The organism is Mycobacterium sp. OTB74, from assembly GCF_029892685.1.
GTDB lineage: Bacteria > Actinomycetota > Actinomycetes > Mycobacteriales > Mycobacteriaceae > Mycobacterium.
In genome coordinates this window covers 111415-130330 of the sequence record NZ_JARXVD010000013.1, presented here as the reverse complement: position 1 = coordinate 130330, position 18916 = coordinate 111415, and the positions used below count along the sequence as shown (strand labels likewise).

At 64.4% G+C, this 18916-nt stretch carries 20 protein-coding genes; 9 read left to right on the top strand and 11 right to left on the bottom strand.

Annotated elements, in window-relative coordinates; all coding sequences use genetic code 11:
• Positions 1-78: 78 nt before the first annotated feature.
• The 4 genes from M2432_RS18085 (at position 79) to M2432_RS18070 (ending at position 3480) form a co-directional block, all read left to right on the top strand.
• Entirely contained in the window at positions 79-1131 is a 1053-nt protein-coding gene (locus M2432_RS18085; RefSeq protein ID WP_280828203.1) for a PE-PPE domain-containing protein, read from the top strand.
• A gap of 295 nt (positions 1132-1426) precedes the next feature.
• A complete protein-coding gene (locus M2432_RS18080) occupies positions 1427-2341 on the top strand; it encodes a hypothetical protein (RefSeq protein WP_280828202.1) in 915 nt (304 codons plus the stop codon).
• Between the two features lie 210 nt (positions 2342-2551).
• Positions 2552-2713 (top strand): hypothetical protein, encoded by a 162-nt coding sequence (locus M2432_RS18075; protein WP_280828201.1) that lies wholly within the window; start codon positions 2552-2554, stop codon positions 2711-2713.
• A 350-nt stretch (positions 2714-3063) separates the two neighbouring features.
• On the top strand, positions 3064-3480 hold the full coding sequence (locus M2432_RS18070) for a nuclear transport factor 2 family protein (protein WP_280828200.1): 417 nt from the start codon (positions 3064-3066) through the stop codon (positions 3478-3480).
• A gap of 199 nt (positions 3481-3679) precedes the next feature.
• On the opposite strand, the gene M2432_RS18065 is transcribed toward M2432_RS18070, so the two are convergent.
• Together M2432_RS18065 and M2432_RS18060 are read right to left on the bottom strand one after the other, a co-directional pair.
• A complete protein-coding gene (locus tag M2432_RS18065) occupies positions 3680-4555 on the bottom strand; it encodes an alpha/beta hydrolase (RefSeq protein ID WP_280828199.1) in 876 nt (291 codons plus the stop codon).
• A 226-nt stretch (positions 4556-4781) separates the two neighbouring features.
• Positions 4782-5324 (bottom strand): ester cyclase, encoded by a 543-nt coding sequence (locus tag M2432_RS18060; RefSeq protein ID WP_280828198.1) that lies wholly within the window; start codon positions 5322-5324, stop codon positions 4782-4784.
• A gap of 162 nt (positions 5325-5486) precedes the next feature.
• Between M2432_RS18060 and M2432_RS18055 the strand changes: the two genes are divergently transcribed.
• Positions 5487-5762 carry a hypothetical protein gene (locus M2432_RS18055; RefSeq protein WP_280828197.1) on the top strand — a complete coding sequence of 92 codons (276 nt, stop codon included), beginning with the start codon at positions 5487-5489 and terminating at the stop codon, positions 5760-5762.
• 28 nt (positions 5763-5790) lie between these two features.
• Here M2432_RS18055 and M2432_RS18050 read toward each other — a convergent pair whose 3' ends face one another.
• Positions 5791-6495 (bottom strand): alpha/beta fold hydrolase, encoded by a 705-nt coding sequence (locus tag M2432_RS18050; RefSeq protein WP_280828196.1) that lies wholly within the window; start codon positions 6493-6495, stop codon positions 5791-5793.
• A 32-nt stretch (positions 6496-6527) separates the two neighbouring features.
• On the opposite strand from M2432_RS18050, the gene M2432_RS27970 reads away from it, so the two are divergent.
• Positions 6528-7193 carry a recombinase family protein gene (locus M2432_RS27970; RefSeq protein ID WP_348536317.1) on the top strand — a complete coding sequence of 222 codons (666 nt, stop codon included), beginning with the start codon at positions 6528-6530 and terminating at the stop codon, positions 7191-7193.
• Between the two features lie 65 nt (positions 7194-7258).
• Here M2432_RS27970 and M2432_RS18040 read toward each other — a convergent pair whose 3' ends face one another.
• From M2432_RS18040 to M2432_RS18010, 7 genes are all read right to left on the bottom strand, one after another.
• Positions 7259-7789: a carbonic anhydrase gene (locus M2432_RS18040; protein ID WP_280828194.1), complete on the bottom strand. Its 531-nt coding sequence runs from the start codon at positions 7787-7789 to the stop codon at positions 7259-7261.
• Positions 7790-7810: 21 nt separating this feature from the next.
• The gene (locus tag M2432_RS18035; RefSeq protein ID WP_280828193.1) at positions 7811-8461 is read right to left on the bottom strand and encodes a TetR/AcrR family transcriptional regulator; all 651 of its coding nucleotides are present in this window, start codon (positions 8459-8461) and stop codon (positions 7811-7813) included.
• Positions 8458-8967, bottom strand: a complete 510-nt coding sequence (locus M2432_RS18030; RefSeq protein ID WP_280828192.1) for a hypothetical protein — start codon at positions 8965-8967, stop codon at positions 8458-8460. Before M2432_RS18030 ends, M2432_RS18035 begins: the two co-directional genes overlap by 4 nt.
• Positions 8968-9852: 885 nt before the next feature.
• The gene (locus M2432_RS18025; RefSeq protein WP_280828191.1) at positions 9853-11337 is read right to left on the bottom strand and encodes a CYTH and CHAD domain-containing protein; all 1485 of its coding nucleotides are present in this window, start codon (positions 11335-11337) and stop codon (positions 9853-9855) included.
• Between the two features lie 98 nt (positions 11338-11435).
• On the bottom strand, positions 11436-13439 hold the full coding sequence (locus M2432_RS18020; protein ID WP_280828190.1) for a 5-oxoprolinase/urea amidolyase family protein: 2004 nt from the start codon (positions 13437-13439) through the stop codon (positions 11436-11438).
• Positions 13436-14062 carry an urea amidolyase associated protein UAAP2 gene (locus tag M2432_RS18015; RefSeq protein ID WP_280828189.1) on the bottom strand — a complete coding sequence of 209 codons (627 nt, stop codon included), beginning with the start codon at positions 14060-14062 and terminating at the stop codon, positions 13436-13438. Before M2432_RS18015 ends, M2432_RS18020 begins: the two co-directional genes overlap by 4 nt.
• A complete protein-coding gene (locus M2432_RS18010) occupies positions 14059-14808 on the bottom strand; it encodes a DUF1989 domain-containing protein (protein WP_280828188.1) in 750 nt (249 codons plus the stop codon). The genes M2432_RS18015 and M2432_RS18010 overlap by 4 nt, the downstream gene beginning before the upstream one ends.
• 153 nt (positions 14809-14961) lie before the next feature.
• Here M2432_RS18010 and M2432_RS18005 point away from each other — a divergent pair, with 153 nt between their 5' ends.
• A complete protein-coding gene (locus tag M2432_RS18005; protein WP_280828187.1) occupies positions 14962-15636 on the top strand; it encodes a TetR/AcrR family transcriptional regulator in 675 nt (224 codons plus the stop codon).
• 11 nt (positions 15637-15647) lie between these two features.
• Positions 15648-16427 carry an enoyl-CoA hydratase-related protein gene (locus M2432_RS18000; protein WP_280828186.1) on the top strand — a complete coding sequence of 260 codons (780 nt, stop codon included), beginning with the start codon at positions 15648-15650 and terminating at the stop codon, positions 16425-16427.
• A gap of 61 nt (positions 16428-16488) precedes the next feature.
• Here the strand turns inward: M2432_RS18000 and panB are convergent, their stop codons facing one another.
• The gene (panB, locus tag M2432_RS17995) at positions 16489-17340 is read right to left on the bottom strand and encodes a 3-methyl-2-oxobutanoate hydroxymethyltransferase (RefSeq protein ID WP_280828241.1); all 852 of its coding nucleotides are present in this window, start codon (positions 17338-17340) and stop codon (positions 16489-16491) included.
• Positions 17341-17498: 158 nt separating this feature from the next.
• On the opposite strand from panB, the gene M2432_RS17990 reads away from it, so the two are divergent.
• On the top strand, positions 17499-18902 hold the full coding sequence (locus tag M2432_RS17990; protein WP_280828185.1) for a wax ester/triacylglycerol synthase family O-acyltransferase: 1404 nt from the start codon (positions 17499-17501) through the stop codon (positions 18900-18902).
• Positions 18903-18916 lie beyond the last annotated feature (14 nt).

Here is an 18916-nt window from a genome sequence, read left to right as displayed (position 1 = left end):
TCAACTGCGCGCAGATTCCGTTGGCCACCCTGAATCCGTTAGCCCCGCCATCCGAGGGAAGTATTTCGAGGAGTTGGAATGATCAAGCAGGCGGTTGCAGCCCTGGCTGCTGCCAGTGTGCTTGGGTTCGCTGCACCGGCACTCGCACAAACTGATGTGTTGGTGCTGCCCGGTGCCGCTGGCACGTGGTCGTTCTTGCCTCAGTCCGCGTTCGGTATCGGCGGTGCAAACAACCCCTACATCGACGCCAATTACTACTCCTGCGCCGGTGGGTGCACTGTTTCGCTGATCCCCTATCCGCGCACCGTGGGTCCATTGTTCGGCCCGAATGCTCCGTCCGGTAACAAGACGATTGCCGTCGGAGTATCACTCACCGAGCAGTCAATCACGGACCCTGCTCATGATCCCGTTGTGGTCGCTGGCCTATCACTGGGCAGCGTGACAGCCGATGCGCTGCAACACTATTACGACACTCACCCGGCAGATGCGCCACCGCCAAGCCGGGTGACGTTCATCGTGTCCGGTGACCCCACCCGCGCCACCCCGCAGACCATGGGGCTGGCTACCTACCTTCCCGCTGAGACCACCATTCCGGTGTTCGGGTACACGGTGAATCGTCCCGACACTCAGAGCCCGTACAACACCGTCGTCGTGGTGGGCGAGTACGACGGCTGGGCCGACTTCCCCGACCGACCGTGGAACCTGCTGGCCGACGTGAACGCGGTGGCCGGGATGGCCCACGTGCACAGCAACTCCAGCCTGTCGAGCCCAGATGGTGTACCGCCGCAGAACATCACGGTCACCACCAACAGCACGGGTGCGACGACGACAACCTATCTCGTACCCACCCCGACCCTGCCGCTGCTGCAGCCGCTGGCGCAGCTCGGGGTGCCCGCACCGGCGGTGACCACTCTCAACACCGCGCTCAAGCCGCTGGTGGACGCGGGCTACTCGCGCAACGACACGGCGACCGGAGTCCACGCCCCATACCTGCAACCCACCAACGGATTACCCAGGCTGGTCGTCCCCGCCCCGAAACCAGCGACCACGGCCACCCGCAAACCGGCGACCACGGCCACCCCGAAGGTGGGCAAAACCGCCCTCACGAAGGCGGCGCATGGGCACCGATGACCGGCGCGGCAACGCCCCGTAGCAGCGGAACCGACTACGGCAGGACAAAAGAAACGACGCCGAGCGCGGGCGCTGCTGCGCCGAATGCGACGGAACGGGGTGGGGGACTCAACCTCCGCGACACCAACAACCACCGCTGTAGTTCCTTCGGATGAAGTCGGTCGTCCGTTCGGATGAATCTGCCCGCGATATTGACGTATCCGTAAGTCGCATGCGTGTTGGGTTGTTATAACTCTCCCAGCGAGTCGTCGGGGCATCGACACCCTGGTCATATACAAAAAGATGGGGGCAACTCATGGGCGGGATTCGGACTAAATGCGGGGCGTTGCTCGCCGTGCTGGTGTCGGGGGCGCTGGCCATCGGAACCGTGAGTGGAGTCCCGACCGCGAACGCCACGTGCGCGTCACTGCTTGGCATCGGCAACTCCGCACAGTGCACGAGCAACCTGACCAGTATCGCCATCGCGGTCGGCACCAACGCTGAGGCTCACGCCTATGGACTGTTCAGCACAGCATTTTCGACCGGCACGCAAGCAATGGCCACGACTGACAACGAATTTACCTTCGCGACGGCGGCAGGCGATAACGCGGTTGCGAGCGCTTTGGGGCTGTTCGGAATCGCTATGCAACTAGGCCCGAATGGCTTCACCGATACAGGGGGGACGCCTTCGCTCGGCACGGGCGGCCTCAATATCGCCGTCAATGTCTCGCCCGGAACCACGACGCCTATCGGCACCATCGGCAGCGTCGTGCACGCCTGGGGTATCGGCAACGTCGCGGTCAACCTTTTCGGCGACGGGACCACGTTCTACGGCCACGTAGTCAACGCGAACGGCATCGCCAATGCCGCCGTGAACCTCGGAGGGACCAACGACGGAGTTGTCGCGGGCCAGGGGGGTGCCTTGAACGTGGCGTTCAACAACTTTGGCAGCAAGAACATTGTGGTGGCAGGCCCAGGTCCGGTGGCAATCGCGGGGTCGTTCCTGCAAAACATCGCGACCGTCACCAAGGTCGGCCCCGGCTTCAACATCAACGGGGCGGCTGTCGGCGGGGCGGCAGCGGTCAAAGCCGCAGCGGTCAAAAGCGCCACCGCCACCGCCCCAACAGCCGTCAAAAGCGGCACCGCCACCGCCCCAACAGCGGCGGCGGTGACCACGACCAAGAAGACCACCACCTTGACAGCCGCCTCCCATCGCGGCCCCAAGAAGTAATCCCAATCGCCACTATCCCCGTGCTCGGGTCGCTGCCGTGGTCTACACCAGGAAGCCCCCCGCCTTCGCACTGCCCCGAGCCCAGGCTGCGGCAGTCATTGAGACCAACCGCCCCCGCCGGGGCCCGAATGAACCAAAGCAATCGTGGGCGTCGCGAACGGGGTACGCGAGTGGGCAAGTTGATTACCGCCGCCTGGGCTCGTCAGTGCTGTGAAAGTCGTTGTGCCACAAGAAATGTGGGGCGACACCATCGAGAGGCTCGATCAGCCGCAGCTGGATTCAGAAGTGATCGACGCTGAGACCGAGGATTTCGACGACGAGGACCCCTACGATCCCACCGAGTTCATCGAGGGCGAGGATGACGATTTCTGAGGCCCGGAGCTGAGGTCGAACTTGGTGTCCTCCTTAAGATTTGGTGCGGCGGCGTTTAGCATGTCCGGGGAAACGCGACCCAGCTCGCGGCTCGTCCGTCGGAGCTTCCTGACCATCCTCGGCGGGTGCGCGAAGGCGTTGGAAAGCTGATAGCAGCGACTTTGCGAAGAACACTTTGTTGCAGCTGCGTGCCTGACACCGAAACTCGACCCACTCCTCGGCTTACACTTCGGCAATGTTCTCCGAGACGCGCTACGCGCTGAACGGGGACTTGCGCGTCCGCCTAACCGGGCGTCGGGAGAGGCTGCTGCATATTGACCAAACACGTTGATCGGCCCGAAGGAGAAACCATGACTGGTGAGCAGCAAAAGCAGAGAGCAAAGGAGCTTCTGCAGGCGGCAGAGCGTGGCGATGTTGCTGCGGTGGAGGCAATGATCAGTGACGATTTCACGCTCGAGGAGATGCTCCGCGTACCGATAATGCTGCCGACCGGCGAGCCGTTAGCGACCGTTTATGACAAAGAGGCATATCTCGATTTCGTGCGCAGCATCCCGAGCTTCACCAGAGATGGCATGCACTTCACTTATGAACTCGCCATGAGCGAGGGTCCCTACGTCGTGCTCTTCGGCGAGTCCAACGCCACCGCACTTAGCGGCAAGAAGTATGCCAACGCATATAGCTGGCTATTCCGCTTCGCCGACGACAAGATTGCGCTTCTCCGCGAGTACTGCGATACCCACTTGGTTCGCACTGTGCTTTTCGGATAGGAACGGCACGGCCTCAGGGGCGTGCCCGGCGAGTGGCGTCTGTTCGCCGTCGCCTCCTAGATGCGGAATCTATTTGAGCCGGCGTTCAGTTCTGTTCGGGCCTGGTCGATCTGGTCGTAGGCGTAAACCGACACCAGAATGGGAGACCCCGCCGAACGGTCTCGGCGGCGTTCCTGTTGGGTTGGGCGGCAGCCTGTGGTCACTGCGCCCGTTGCAGCAGGCTCTTCAGCTCATCGGCAACCTCGATAGGTGCCTCCGTCGGAGTGAAGTGCCCAACATCGTCAAGCAGACGCAGGCGGGCATTTGGAATGCGTAATGCGAACGCACGCGCATTGCCGGGAGTGCAATACGGGTCACGAGCGCCGAACAGGACGGTCGTAGGCGCGGTAATGCGCGGCAGTTCCCGACGTGCACGTACGACAGCGCCAAGGCCGCGACGATAGGCAGCCCAGGTCAGTGCGGCAGCGCGGCAAGCGTCAGGTTGGCGGTAGGGGTCATACAACTCATCGAGCGTGGCCGGATCAATGGGTCGAGCGCACGGACGCAGGAATCCGCGCTTGAAATCGCTCTCACGCGACAGAGTCGCAGCGACCACTCGGGGACCAATCACCGGGACCAAAGACACGACCGCCGCACGGGGTGGGCGAAAGAGTTCGAGAAACAGCGTGGTGTTGAGGATAAGCAACGACGCTAGGCGGTCGGGGTTGCGGATTGCCCACATCAGGCCGACGGGTCCGCCGATATCGTGAACGGCGAGGTGTATTGGACCCTCGGGCACCACACGCTCCAGCAGCGCCTCCAGGAGCCGCGACTGACGAGCAAGCGAATAATCGTAGCTCGCGGGCTTGTCCGACCGCCCAAACCCGGGCAGGTCGGGAATGACCATGCGGGCGCTGCCGCCGATCTCGGCTGCGACATCGCGCCACGCGAGCGATGACTCAGGAATGCCGTGCACGGCGACGACCGTTGGAAGGGTGCTTGTTGCCGGGGCGGTGTCCGCACAGAACACGCTGAGACCGTCGATGTCGTGCCTGGTGCCGTCGAAGCCGTCAGAAGGCGTTCCGGAGGTAGTCATGCCGACCTCGTGGTGGCAGTCGTCGGATCGGCGATCGAGGTCATCGTATTCCTTCTCATCAGCAGGGCGGTGTCCTTATCAACGCCGTCGGCGATACCAGGAGCAACGGTATCGACAGTTCAGGACAAGTTTTGGCTTTCGCGGACACCACTTACTTTCGAGGAACCACCCGAACGCCGCGCGTCGGGGGTCGTCACTTTCCTGTTTACCGGCGAGGCCCAAGGACCTACGAGTTGCCGACTCTTCGCGAACGCAATGCTGCTCGGGCGATCATCACAGGATGATTGAGGAGAGTCATGACTCGACCAACTCGGGTGTTGGGATCGCGTGCGACGCCGAGCTGCATCAGCATCGCGAGTCGGTCGAAGTAGGCGCGTTCGCAGAGGAGATCGGTGCCATCGAACTCGAAGATCGCTACTAGCGGCAGGTCGATTCGGCGACCAGTCGGGGGTAGGCCGCGATACGGCCCGTCGTGGGTGCCTTGCACGCGAGACTCCAGAATCACCCGGTCGCCCTGGTGACACAGCGATCCGGGTGTGATGTCGGAGAAACGCATATCCGGAAGCGCAGTGAAGAGTTCACGGTAGGCGTCGGCGACCGCATCAGGACCATCGGCGACCTCTCCGGGCAATTCCGTTCGGGCGGAGCCGGATTTGAATGTGGCGAGCGTCGCCGCGATGTCGTGTTGGTTCTCTGCCTCGAAATGAGCGAGGACGGTTTTTTCTCGCAATAGTCGACGTTCTGCATCCACGCTCGCTGTCCCCGTCATTACGCTCCCCCTTGCGCTCGGCCCGACCCCTGTCCCGCGTCGTCGCTGACGTGAGCGTAAGTGATGGTGAGTGATTGCAACCGATCAATACGACAAACAGTCCAAGACCACGGGGTTCTTCGTTGGCTTAGGCGATGCCACGACGCGGGCAACACCACCACTTTGCGACCCATCCTGAGCTTTCTCGCTGCGATTCTCGACGGGATCGGACGATGCGAGTCAGCAGCCACCATCGCCGGGTTCGCTGTCGGCCCCTTCACCACGGCAACCATGCCCGAGATCACCACCACGATCACCCATCTGCACGTTGTCCTCGGCGACCAGACCTACAAGTCACTCGCCCACAGGGGTGAAACGATGACCACCGCCGCCATGGTGAACTACGCCTACGACCAAATCGACCAGGCCCGAACAGAACTGAACGCGGTGTCGAAATAGCGGTCCATCAGCTCTGGTGGGTTCGGCGCTATCTGTCGTCAGCTATGTCGAGCAACACATCGGCAAGAGCTGTCGGTCGCGAGAAAAACGGTGAGTGACTACCAGGAAGCTCGATGACATCGGCACCGAGCCTGTCGAGAGCGACTCGTTTCGACCACTCAGGTAAGACCAGCTGGTCGTTACTGCAACCCACGTAAGTACAACGCACAGCAGGAAATTCGGTCAGCGAGAACGGGACAGAATACGGGTACCGTGCCTGCAGTCCAAGCCGGTGGAATGCTGTCTCCGATGTCGATTCATCACAGTCGGCGAACAATATCTTGCGAGCAAGTTCGAGATCGACCCATCCGGTTCGATTCTGCGTATCAGGCTCACTTAGCCCCTTCACGTATTCGGGGTTCAGCATGGGTTCGTCACGCAGTTGGTCGAAAAAGCTCCTGCCGATGTCAGGAATCAGGGCGCACAAGTACACCAAATGCCGTACCGGTCGGCGAGCCGCGACTAATGGAACCGTGTTGCCCGCCAACGAGTGGCCCACGAGCACCACATCGTCATTGCACCCAACGAGCGCAGCGCTAACCACGTCGGCGTACGTCTCAAAGTTCGCCGAACCGTCATCGCAAGGCAGGTCCATGGCGACGACATCATGGCCCGCTTTCCGCAGCAGCGGTGTCAACAATTCCCAGCACCACGCGCCGTGCCAGCTGCCATGCACCAACGCAAACGTCGCCATACGCCGAGCGTAGGGGGACATCTCAACCTGCTATGGGTGAAAACGACGTCACGCCGATTCACTGGACGTCGGTCGTTCGTTCGGATGAATCTGCCCGCGATATTGACGTGTCCGTAAGTCGAGTATGCGCAGGGCGCTCGACATGCGCCAGGTTCCCCACTACCTCCTCTACCTGCCGAAAACGAGTAGGTCTGCCACTGCCATCCTTCGGAATTGGCGCCCCAGCACTGTTACGTCGCGTAACACGCCGAGGCATATCCGCAGTACACGGCAGACCTGCGCAACAATGCCGAAAGACGGAAAATGCAGATCAGAACCTATTTCCACAGGTTGGTTACGGGGTTCGAGTCCCCTTAGCTCCACTGGATTTACCTGGGAAAACATCCCGTTTTCGGGTCGGTGCGGGCTTGATGGACCGGCGCGGTGTGACCGGGGGCCTCTTCACTTTTGCGGACCTCGATATCGACACCAGCACGCCGGCAGGGGAGATGGCGGCGAACATCATCGCGGGCTCCGAATACGAACGTAGCCTCATCAGCCAGCGCACCCGAGATGCCTTGGCGGCCTGGCGCGCTCGAGGCGAGCAACGGGGTGCGGCGCCAGCTCTACGCCGACGAGTCGACGTCGTTACAGCACAACGTGGTTCATATTGGGGGAAGTCCCAAGTCGTCGCCGGCGTCACTCGGCCCTCGGAATGATCAGTCCTGTCGAATGCGAACACCAACTCACTTAGACGGCATAAGCCGCCTGACTCTGTCTTGCCTTAGACGGTCGTGGCCGGCGGCACGATCGTCTCCACGCGCCCCGTATCGACGTCATAGACGAGTCCGCTGACGACAAGCGTGCGGGGGACCAATGGGTTGCTGCGTAGAAGTGAGATATCGCTGCGTACCGCCTCGCGCGGGTCGCCAAGCTGCTGGTTGGGCAACTCGTCCGGCGTGATGCCGAAAAATGGTGCGAGCACCTCGGCATTGGTCTGCGGCGAGAGGTGTGAGAGCCCACAATCTGTGTGCTGCATGAGGATGAGCTCGTATTCGGTCGAAAAGTTTTCAGTCATCGCGACTGCCGCAAGCACGGCGAGGCTGCGAAGGAAATCGGGTGTGACGCGGCCGCCGGGATTCCGGATGACGACGGCTTCGTTGGGCATGAGTCCGAGGACGTGGGCGGGGTCGGTGCGATGGTCGGCACAGCACAAGATCACGGTCTTGAGGCTCGGTTCTAGCGCTGGACGCTTGCCCAAATGGGCGGCGGCATAGCCGCGGTTGCGTTCGGTCAACGTGGTGATTGCGGTCATTGAGAATCTCCTTCGGTTGGGTCAGGCTCGAATGCGCTGAAGTGTGTCGGCCCAGCCGCGGCGGGCGGCGGTGAAGGCGGTCAGGCCGCCGAATAGCTGGTGGTGCCAGTTGGCAGCCATCCCAATTGCGTTAAGTTCGAACGCCGTTTGGTCGGGCGAGGTTGCCGCAGCGAACTCGGCTTGGTCGATGCCCGCGCGGACGTTGTCTGCAAGAAACTGCAGCCATTCCTTCATCACCGCGGCAACGGCGTCGCGGGTGGCTCCCGGGCGTCCATCCATTTCCGCGGACGCCGAGCACAGCATGCAGCCACCCTCGAAGATGTCGTTCTCGAGGTAGGTGAACCACGACTCACCAAGTGTTTCGAGCCGGGCCAGGCCCGGCTCGGCGGCCAGCGCAGGAACGATCACCAACTCGATGAGCATCGCCCTGGCCCGTTGCACGGCCGCGACCTGCAGGGCCTCTTTGGATCCAAATGCGGCGTGAACACTGCTCTTCGCCGTGCCGAGCCGTTCGGCGAGACTGGCGATCGTGAGCCCTTCGAGGCCCTCAACCGAAGCGAGCTGTACGGCCTCCGCGAGCAGCGCGTCGCGCGAGCGGATCCCTTTTGCTCGGCGCCCATCGGACGGCGGATCCCGACGGGCGGCCGGTGAAAGCGGCGCAGAACGGCTCATCGGGCATCGAGCGGGCATGCCCGCATCAGATCGCCGAACCGCACGGCGCTAAACAACCGCGCGATCGTCGACTCGGGCTTGCGCTCGACTTGGCGCTCAAGCGCGGGCAATACAGTGTCAACGAATCCCTGCCGTGGATAAGTGTTCAGAACCTCCTCGATCAGTTCGCCGGGAAGGTCATCGAGGCGAAGGCCGATGACGTCCGCGGCGGCGCCCAGGTGCACGAGGGCGATCTCGGGCCTGGCCTCGGCCGACGCCACGTCGAGATGCTGGCCGATCGCGGCCGCGGTGAGCGCGATACGGTCCTGCGGCCACCCCAGGCCGGCGAGCGTATCGGCCGCCGCGGCAGCGCCGGCCTGTTCGAAGGGTGCATCGCCGTCAAAACTGGCCGTGAGCCCCAAATCGTGCAGCATCGCGGCCACGAATCCGACTTCAAAATCTGCGTCGTGGACATGTTCGGCAATGAGTTGACGACCGAAAAACCACGTGCGCCAGACATGCCCCACGAGTGGAGCGTCGGACACCTCCAGTACCAGGTTGACCGCGGCTCGAGCCGCCGCAGTATCAGGGGCAGTAGGCAGCATGTCACCCACTCTACAAATTGGATGGACGATCGTCCATAATTTTTACCGAAACGAGGTGACGCGTTGACAATGGCCCACGCTGGCAGCCCATCCGCCGAGGCCGATGAGCCCCAACCGCCAACGCCAGCACCACTCGTACGCCGACCACGTTCAGGCTCTGCCGGTATTCGTCGAAGGCTGTTGATGACGGCATCGAAGGGCAGCGGCAATGGTGAATAAACCAACCGTCGGTCTAATTATGGATGTGTGAGTCGGTGTCTCGAACGATCAATGTTGCAGAGCGTGCGGCGCGGCGTGACGCGATCTTGCTCCGCAAGGGCAAGTGGTCGCCAGTGGGCACTACCGGAGTGACCTTGAGCGCAAGGCATCGGCCCCTCCGCAAGCAGCAGAATCGGCAGCAGGAGCAACTGCCAGCCGGCGGCACCATCCGCACCACCGAACGATTCACCAGCAAGATGAGATCGGTGCTGTCGGGGGCCTACCGGGGACGAAGCGGTGATCCGACCCCTGGAGCCATTACAACCCAAGCCCTGCGGCCAGCCACTCGGCTCAGGCCTCGCGGGGGCCAGCTCTGGTCACTCCTCAGCCCCCTGCGGGCGGCCCTCGAGACAATAACTCGCCGAAACAGAAATCGGGACCGTCCGCAGATTGTCCGCAGTAGAGCTAACAACTGCTTTCATTAGCCAACACAACCAGCACTCTGACCTGCACCGTTACAACGCGCCCAACACAGCTAAACGGTACAAACGCCCAGATAACAGAATCCGGCTTACAGGCCAACTCGTCCGCCCCGCAAGGCTGGCTCGCTCAGCGGGCCTTGCGCGCCGCCCGCTCCAACGCCTTCAACGAACCGGTCAACTGCGTCCGCGCGTACTCGGCGACCTCGGCCTCCTGCTGATGCAGTACCCCATAGGTGAAGGTGTCCTCGCCGGCGGCGTGGGCGGCGTCGGCCTGCTTCACCAGATGTGCCCGGCTGACATAGCTGTCCTGATGATCACCCAGCAGGGTCTGGATTTCCCTGGCCCGGTCGGCCACCCGGCCCGCACCGGTGGCGGCTGCGGTGTACCGAAGACGTTTGGCGCTCTTGCGAATCCGATGCAGCAGTTCATCGGCATGATCCGCGCCGGCGGCCTCGGCGCTGCGCGCGCGACGTACCGCCTTGCGCACCCGCCGGTAGGCCGCATCGACCGTCACCGGTCCGGCATCTTCGTCGGACGACGGCCAGCTGCCGTCGGCGACAATGGCGTCCAGTTCGTCGAGCAGCCGGAAATAGCGTTCGGACCGCATCGCCGTTATCGAGCGGCGCAGGCCGGCCTGATAACGGTGCTGTGAGCCGTCGACCAGTCGTTCGCGCACTGGGCCCCGGACCAACCCCGGGGCCAGACCGGACAGGGCACGTTCATAGCGCTGGGCCAACACTTCGGCGTCGCGTGCCGTGCCGAGGACCGACGCGAGCAATCGCAATTCATCGAGCACCCAGGCCCGATCGCCCAGCCCTCCCGCCTCCTGCAGCAAGCTGCGAATCTTGCGGATGGTCACCCGCATCTGGTGGACCGAGTCGAAGACGTCGGCGCGCACCGCACGGTCCCATTCGATCAGCTCGTCGATATGGGCGGCGACGGCGCGATGCACCGCGTCGGTGGGAATCGGCACCGGTGGCGGAGTGTCAGCGCCGCGCGCGGCTGCGAGCACCTTGCCCAGCTTGGAACCGTGCCCGGCCGGCTCTGCGCCGGCATCGAAGAGGCGGTTGGCCAGCCGGTCCAGCAGCTCGGTGTCGCTGACGCCGGGGGCCAGCTCAAGCTCCCACTCACGCCAGTTCTGCTCGACCGCCCCCGCCGAGGCCGTCACCCGGTCGTCGCAGAACTCGGCCAGCTCTTCTCCGTCCGGCCCGTACAACGTCTGGACGCTGCGCTGGGTCTCGATCCGCGCCACCGGCTGCAGCGGCCGGTCCCGGACGATGGCCAGCACCACGTCGTGCAGCTCGTCGGGCACGCCCTCCCGGGCACCGGTCAGCGGCAGGCGCACCTCGGTTCGGGCCTCTGCGCCGGCCGGCAACTTGAGGTGCCAACCCGCATCGGTGCCACCGGTGCGGCGCCGCAGCGTGATGTTGTGCGCCGCCAGGTCGTGGCCGGCGGTGTCGAAGTACACCGCGTCCAGATGGGCCAGCGGCAGCTCCTCGGCCCGAGACACCGCTGAGAGCCCCTGGAAAGACGGTGAGACGGCTGTATCGAGCACCGCAAACTTGCGCTCAATCTCGGTGTGGCGGGACGGTTTACCTTTTCCAGCTGCCATGTTCACCTTCATCTGCGACGCGTGCGGGCCCAACGGAGAGCCGTGAATAGCGTGCCACATCGCTGTGAACCGGCTGGCTGGGGCAGGTACGGGGGAGTTCAGCCGGCGCGGCTGAACTCCCCGGCGGCATCCCAGGCTGCCCGTTCGGCGGCGAAGGCCTCGGACTGTTGTGCCCGGAACGACGCGATGCCATTGGCGTGGGCGGCCAGGAAGTCGCGGTAGCCGGCCAGCGAGAACTCGCCGTCGGTGATTTCGACCTGGCCGCGCCCGGCCGCCATGTCGGCCCGTAGGTCCAGCAGTTCGGCGGCACTGACGGGATAGAAGTTGATCCGGTCGAAGAATCGCAGCAGCCAGGGCGTTCCCGGCTCGAACGACGCCGCCTGGGCCGGGTGGCAGTGATTCCACACCTGCGTGGTGCGGCCGACGAACTGATAGCCGCCCGGGCCTTCCATGCCGTAGATGCACATGTACGCACCGCCGATACCCACCGAGTTCTCGGCAGTCCAGGTACGGGCCGGGTTGTACTTGGTGGTGACCAGTCGGTGCCGCGGGTCCAGCGGGGTGGCCACCGGTGCGCCCAGATAGACATCGCCCAGCCCCAGCACCAGGTAATCGGCGTTGTACACGGTGTCGTGCACATCGGACCGATCGGCCAGGCCGTTGACCCGCCGGATGAACTCGATGTTGTCGGGGCACCATGGGGCATCGGCGCGCACCCCGTTGCGGTACCGCTCGATCGCCTCGTGGGTAGCCGGGTCGTCCCAGGACAGTGGCAACCGCACGGTGCGACTGGGCACCACCAGCTGATCGGACGACGGCAGGTTCTCGTCCACCCGGGAGACCAGGTCGGCCAGTTCACCCAGGGTCAGCTCTGCCGGGTGGAACTGGACCTGTAGCGACCGCACGCCAGGCGTCATCTCAGTGATGCCATCGATCTTGCGGGCCTGGAGTTGCTGATGCAGCACATGAACCCGGGCGCGCATCGCCAGGTCGAGCACCATCGGGCCGTACTCGATCAGCATGCCGCCGTCGCCCGCCCGGCGCAGCGTGACCGCTGTGCCGTCAGCCGCGCTGAACTTGCTCAGCACACCGTCGTCTCTGTCGCCGCCGCTGGACAGCACCTTGGGGAAGGATGCCCTGCGGTCCTGGTCGAGACTGCGTGCCGACGGGGCGCGGTTGGCACGCACCGGCACGAAGCGCACGGTGTCGCCGGGTGCGAGTTGACCCAGCTTCCACCGGTCCGCGGTGACCACCGTGACCGGGCAGACGAAACCGCCCAGGCTGGGGCCGTCGGGTCCGAGCAGAATCGGGGTATCGCCGGTGAAATCAAGGGCACCAACGCAATACGCGTTGTCATGGATGTTCGACGGGTGCAGCCCGGCCTCGCCGCCATCGGTGCGAGCCCACTGTGGCTTGGGGCCTTCCAGCCGCACGCCGGTGCGGTCGGAGTTGAAATGCACGCTGTAGTCCGTGCCGATGATCGTCTGAAAATCACTGCGGGTGAAGAACTCTGGTGCACCGTGCGGGCCTTCGGTGACGGCCAGTTCCCAGCGGTTAGCAATGGCCGGCAGCTCATCGATGGCCGCCCGGGCATCGCGGTCCGGTCGCATCTCGTGCGGTCCGGGATCGGCGGCGACCGTCAGCGCATCACCCTGCAGCAGCTTGCGGCCGCAGTGTCCGCCAAATGCCGCCATGGTGAAAGTCGATGCACTACCCAGGTATTCGGGTTCGACGAGGCCGCCGGCGAACAGCACATAGCAGCGCATGCCGGGGCCGTTGACCATGCCGATGTCGAGCACCCCGTCGACTGGGACGGTGACCGATTGCCATTGCGGTACCGGCGCGCCGTCGAGGGCGACAGTTACCGGGGCGCCGGTGACACAGACTCGACCGCCATCGGGAAAGCTCAGTGCCAGTCCGCCTTTCGTGCATTCCAGGCCGGCAGCACCTTCGGGGTTGAGCAGCACCCGGTTGCCGATCCGGAAGGAGAGGTCGTCCATCGGGCCCGACGGCGGAACCCCGATGTGCCAGTAACCGACGCGGCCCGGCCAGTCCTGAACGGTGGTCAGCATGCCGGGGCGGACCACCACGACGGTGCTCATCGGGAAATCACCATTCGCACCGGTGTCGGGTCAAAACCGTTACACGGGTTGTTGATCTGAGGGCAGTTGGACACCAGGACCAGGGTGTCGACCTCGGCCCGCAGGGTCAGCGATTTGCCGGGGGCGGACAAGCCGTCGACGATGCCCAGCGTGCCGTCCGGTTCGACCGGGACATTCATGAAGAAGTTCACGTTGGACACGATGTCGCGCTTGCCCATGCCCCAACGGGTGGCCTCGGCCAGGAAGTTTTCCGCGCAGGCGTGCTGGTGCGCGGTGTGATGCCCGTAGCGCAGAGTGTTCGACTCCTTGGAGCACGCGCCGGCGATGGTGTCGTGGTTACCGACCTCGTCGGCGACCAGCGTCATGAGAGCCGTGCCGTCCGCGGCGCGCAGCACCGAGCCGGTGGTCAGGAAGATATTGCGTTGTGCCGCAACGGTTGCCTGGGCGCTATAGCGCAGTTCGGGGTCAGGGTGTCCGTCGGTGACACCCCAGAACAAGGTGTCGACGGCCTGGTTGCCGTGCAGGTCGATGATCTGCAGGGTCTGGCCGGCGGTCACGATCGCTGACCACGGGGCGCACGCGGCGACGGTCTGGTCGGCGACGGTGGTCACAGTGCTGGTCACGCGAGTGCTCCTTCGTTTTGTTCTGCAGCCCAAGTGCTTTCGGTGTTGAACAGGGCCCGCAGATATTCCGGCTCGGCATTGACGGGGGTGGTCAGCTCGTCATCGGCCCGCCAGGCCAGCACATCGAGATCACCGGTTGCCGGCGACGAGTCGAGTGGGTGCGCACCGTTGGCGATGACCACCACCACCGGCAGGTGGATCAGCAGGTCTACCGCGGCGCCCGCTCCGGCTGACCCGGTGGCCTCCACGCTGCCGTCCTCGGCGACCCGCACGCCGCGGAAGAAGGACACCGACTGGGCGACATCACGGACGTCCAGGCCGTGCTTGTGCACGCCGAGCAGCAGTTTCGAGCGCACCTCAGCGCCCGCGCCACACAGCGCATCGTGCCTGCCGGAGCTGTCCGCGACGATTGTCGCCAACACCCGGCCCTGGTCGGAAAGCAACGGATGCCCGCTGCCCATATAGGCCTGCCACGGCACCTTCATGGTGTCGGCCACGTTGAGCCGTTCCCATGGGGCGTCGGCGCGGAACATCAGCACATGTGCGCACGCGTCGCCGTCGGTGTCGACCAGCCGCAGCCGACTGCCGCGTCCCAGAACTCGGCTCACATATGAACCCGTCGGGACGGTCTCGGCCCAGCGCAACTCGGTGACGCCCTCGGGGGTCGCCGGCACGCGCATCTGCGCGTCGGTGGCCTGTGCGCGGGCGTGTGACCGGGCGCCCCCGGTCGAGTTGGTGCTCGACATCTCGTCCTCTCCTGATCCCGGATAACTGTCAATTGAGAGTTTTTGGGAGAGTCATGTTCGACGGGTGTCGCCGCTGTTACGGCTGAGTGACATTTCCTGTCAAGCGATAGATATTGGCCGGCCACCTGGACCGCGGGTGTGCAGAATGGGCACATGGCTACCGAAGGCCCGGGCCGGCCCAGGTTGGAACAACCTCGGCGTCCGGGCGAGACCGCCCGCGAACAGATCCTCGACGCCGCCGCCGAACTGTTCACCACCCAGGGCTATGCCAATTCCTCCACCCGCCGGATCGCCGAAGCGGTCGGGGTTCGGCAGGCCTCCTTGTATCACCATTTCGCCACCAAGGACGACATCCTCGACGCACTGCTGGCGGGCACCATCGATGAGCCGCTGCAGCTGGCGGCTGAACTGCTGGCCGACTCCGATCCGGCGCCGGTCCGATTGCACACTTTGGTGGTGGGCGACGTCAGCCACCTGTGCGCGGGCGCATGGAATCTGGGTGTGCTGTATCTGCTGCCCGAACTCAGGGTTGACCGGTTTGCCGAATTCCGTTCCCGCCGTGAGGAATTGCGTGATCGTTACCGGCGGCTCGCGGACGCGGCCATAGTCGAATGCGGGGGACCGCCCGCGGCGGGCGACCTGCCGTTCCGGTTGGTCGAGTCAGTGATCAACGTCCGCTCCGACGACCATTGGTGCCCGCCCGACCAGGCGTGGACGGTGGCCGAAGGAGCGTTGCGAACGCTGGGCTACCACGGCGACTTCGACGCGCTGCGCGACCGCTCAGCCGAAAGGCTGGGCCTGTGCCGGGGTCGGCAGAGCACCCGATAACGTCTTGGGCCATGACCGAATTCGAGACGCTGAAGTTCACCCAATCCGGGCCCGTTGTGAATATCGTGCTCGATCGGCCGGATGCGGCCAACGGCATGAATGACACCCTCACCCGTGAACTGGCCGCCGCGGCCGCGCTGTGCGACACCGCCGCAGTCAAGGTGGTAACCCTGACCGGCGCCGGCCGCTTCTTCTGCGCCGGCGGCGACCTCAAAGCCATGGCGGCCGCCGATGATGCCGGCGTCTTCGTCAAGGGCATCGCCGACGACCTGCACCGCGCCATGTCCACCTTCGCCCGGATGGACGCGGTGCTGATTACAGCGGTCAACGGGGTGGCCGCCGGAGCCGGTTTCCCACTCGGGGTGTCCGGTGACCTGGTGCTGGCGGCCGAGTCGGCGTCGTTCACCATGGCTTACACCAAGGCGGGCCTGAGCCCGGACGGCGGCTCGACGTACGTGCTGCCACGCTTGACCGGGCTGCGCCGCACCCAGGAACTGATGATCACCAACCGGGTGCTCAAGGCCGCCGAGGCCGCGGACTGGGGACTGGTCACCAAGGTGGTGCCCGACGCGGAACTGGCCGGCGCGCTGGAGAAGCTGGCTGCCGAGGTCGCAGGACAGTCCCGCAGTTCGAACTCGGCCGTCAAGCAGCTGCTGCTGACCACCTACGGTGCCGACTACGAGACTCAGCTCGAGCGCGAGGGCCGGATGATTGCCAAGTGCGCATCATCAGTGGACGGCGCCGAAGGTATTGCCGCGTTCCTGGGCAAACGCGCCCCTGAATTCGCGTAGCCGCGCGAACAGACCCAAAAAAGCCCCTCTTCATCGGAAGAGGGGCTTTTGGTTTATCAGCTCAGTAGGAGTGTTCCTCGGCCGGGAACGTGCTGGACGCCACCTCGGCGGCGTATTGCCTTGCTGCCCGGCCCAATTCGGCTCCGATCTCGCCGAACCGCTTGACGAACTTGGCGGTCTTGCCGCTGGTCATACCGGCCATGTCCTGCCACACCAACACCTGCGCGTCGCAGTTGGCGCCGGCGCCGATGCCGACGGTCGGGATGGTCAGCTTGCCGGTGATCTGGGTGGCCAGCTCGGCCGGAACCATTTCCAACACCACGGCGATGGCGCCCGCTTCGGCCACCGCGATGGCGTCGTGGATGGTCTGATCACCCGCGTCGCCGCGGCCCTGCACCCGGAAGCCGCCAAGGCTGTTGACGCTCTGCGGGGTGAAGCCGATGTGCGCTACCACTGGAATGCCGGCCTGGGTCAGCGCGGCGATCTGCTCGACCATGCGCTCACCACCCTCGAGCTTCACCGCGGCGGCACCGGTCTCCTTCATGAACCTGGTGGCCGTGGCGAGGGCCTGGGTGGGGCCGGCCTCATAGCTGCCGAACGGCAGATCGGCGACTACCAGCGCGTGCGGAGCGCCCTTGACCACGGCACGGGCCAGCGGGATCAGCTCATCGAGGCCGATCGGCAGGGTGGTGTCATAGCCGTACACCACGTTCGCCGCCGAGTCGCCCACCAGCAGCACTGGAATCTCAGCCTCGTCGAAAATCCGGGCCGTCGAGTAGTCGTACGCGGTCAGCATCGCCCACTTGTGGCCTTCGGCCTTCCATTTGGCCAGGTGGTGGGTGCGCACTTTGGTACGGGGCGCAGCGTTACAGGCAGGCTCCTGGGCAGCGCCGTAAACCGTCTGATCAGACATCATCGTCCTCAAAATGTGTTGGTCGGTTCGCACCTCGAGGCCCAACGGGTCCCCGGGACATTTGACAACCTAAGTCTGCCACTGCCGGCGTCTCAGGTGAACAACACGTGAAGTGGATTACCTCACACCACGACCTTGCGCCGGAATAGCATCACGGCATGCCCGGATACCAACGGCTCAGCGGTCTGGATGCAAGCTTCCTATACCTGGAGACCGCTGCGCAGCCGCTGCACGTATCGATGATCCTGGAAGTCGACACGTCGACCATTCCCGCTGGGTACAGCTACGACAAGCTGCGTGCCGCTCTGGCCGAACGGGTTGCCGCCATGCCGCAATTCCGCGAGAAGCTGAGGGACTCGCCACTGAACCTCGATCATCCGGTTCTGGTGGAGGACAAGGACTTTGACATCGACCGCCACCTACACCGGATCGGGCTGCCGGCCCCGGGCGGCCGCGCCGAGCTGGCCGAAATCTGCGGGCATATCGCGGCACTGCCACTGGACCGGAGCCGCCCGCTGTGGGAGGCCTGGGTGATCGAGAACATCGCAGGCACCGATCCGCGCACCGGCGGCCGGCTGGCCATCATGACCAAGATGCACCACTCGGGCGTGGACGGGGTTTCCGGCGCCAATCTGATGTCGCAGCTGTGCACCACCGAACCGGAGGCTCCGGCACCCGAGCCTGTCGCTGGCAACATCGGCGCCACGGAGTTCGAGATCGTCCTACGTGGTGCGGCGAAATTCGTCACCCGTCCGCTGAAGCTGGCCAAAGTGGTGCCCTCGACGCTGAACACTGTGTTCGACACCATCCGCAGAGCGAACAAGGGCCTCACCATGGCGGCGCCGTTCAACGCACCGAAAACCGCGTTCAACGACACCATCACCACACACCGGAACCTCGCGTTCGCGCATCTGGACCTCGACGGCGTCAAAACCGTCAAGAACCACTTCGGCGTCAAGGTCAACGATGTGGTGATGGCGTTGGTGTCCGGCGTGCTGCGGCGCTACCTGATCGAGCACGACTCGCTGCCTGAGAACACATTGGTCGCCATGGTCCCCGTGTCGGTGCATGAGCGTTCCGACCGCCCCGGCCGTAACCAGGTATCCGGAATGTTCACCAAACTGGAGACCAACATCGAAGATCCGGCCGAGCGGCTACGGGCCATCGCCGAGGCGAGTTCGGTTGCCAAGCAACACAGTTCGGCTATCAGTGCCACGTTGCTGCAGGACTGGACGCAGTTTGCCGCGCCCACGGTGTTCGGTGTCGCGATGCGGGTCTACGCCTCCAGTCGGCTCACGCAGGTCAAGCCCGTGCACAACCTGGTCCTCTCGAACGTGCCCGGGCCGCAGGTCCCGCTGTATTTCCTCGGCGCCGAGGTCAAGGCCATGTATCCGCTGGGGCCGCTGTTCCACGGCTCGGGCCTGAACATCACCGTGATGTCACTCAACGGGTCTCTGGATGTCGGCCTGATCTCCTGCCCGGAACTGATGCCCGACCTCTGGACCATGGCCGACGATTTCGCTGTCGAGTTGCAGGAACTGGTGGCCGCCACCGAGCAGTGACGCAGCACACCACC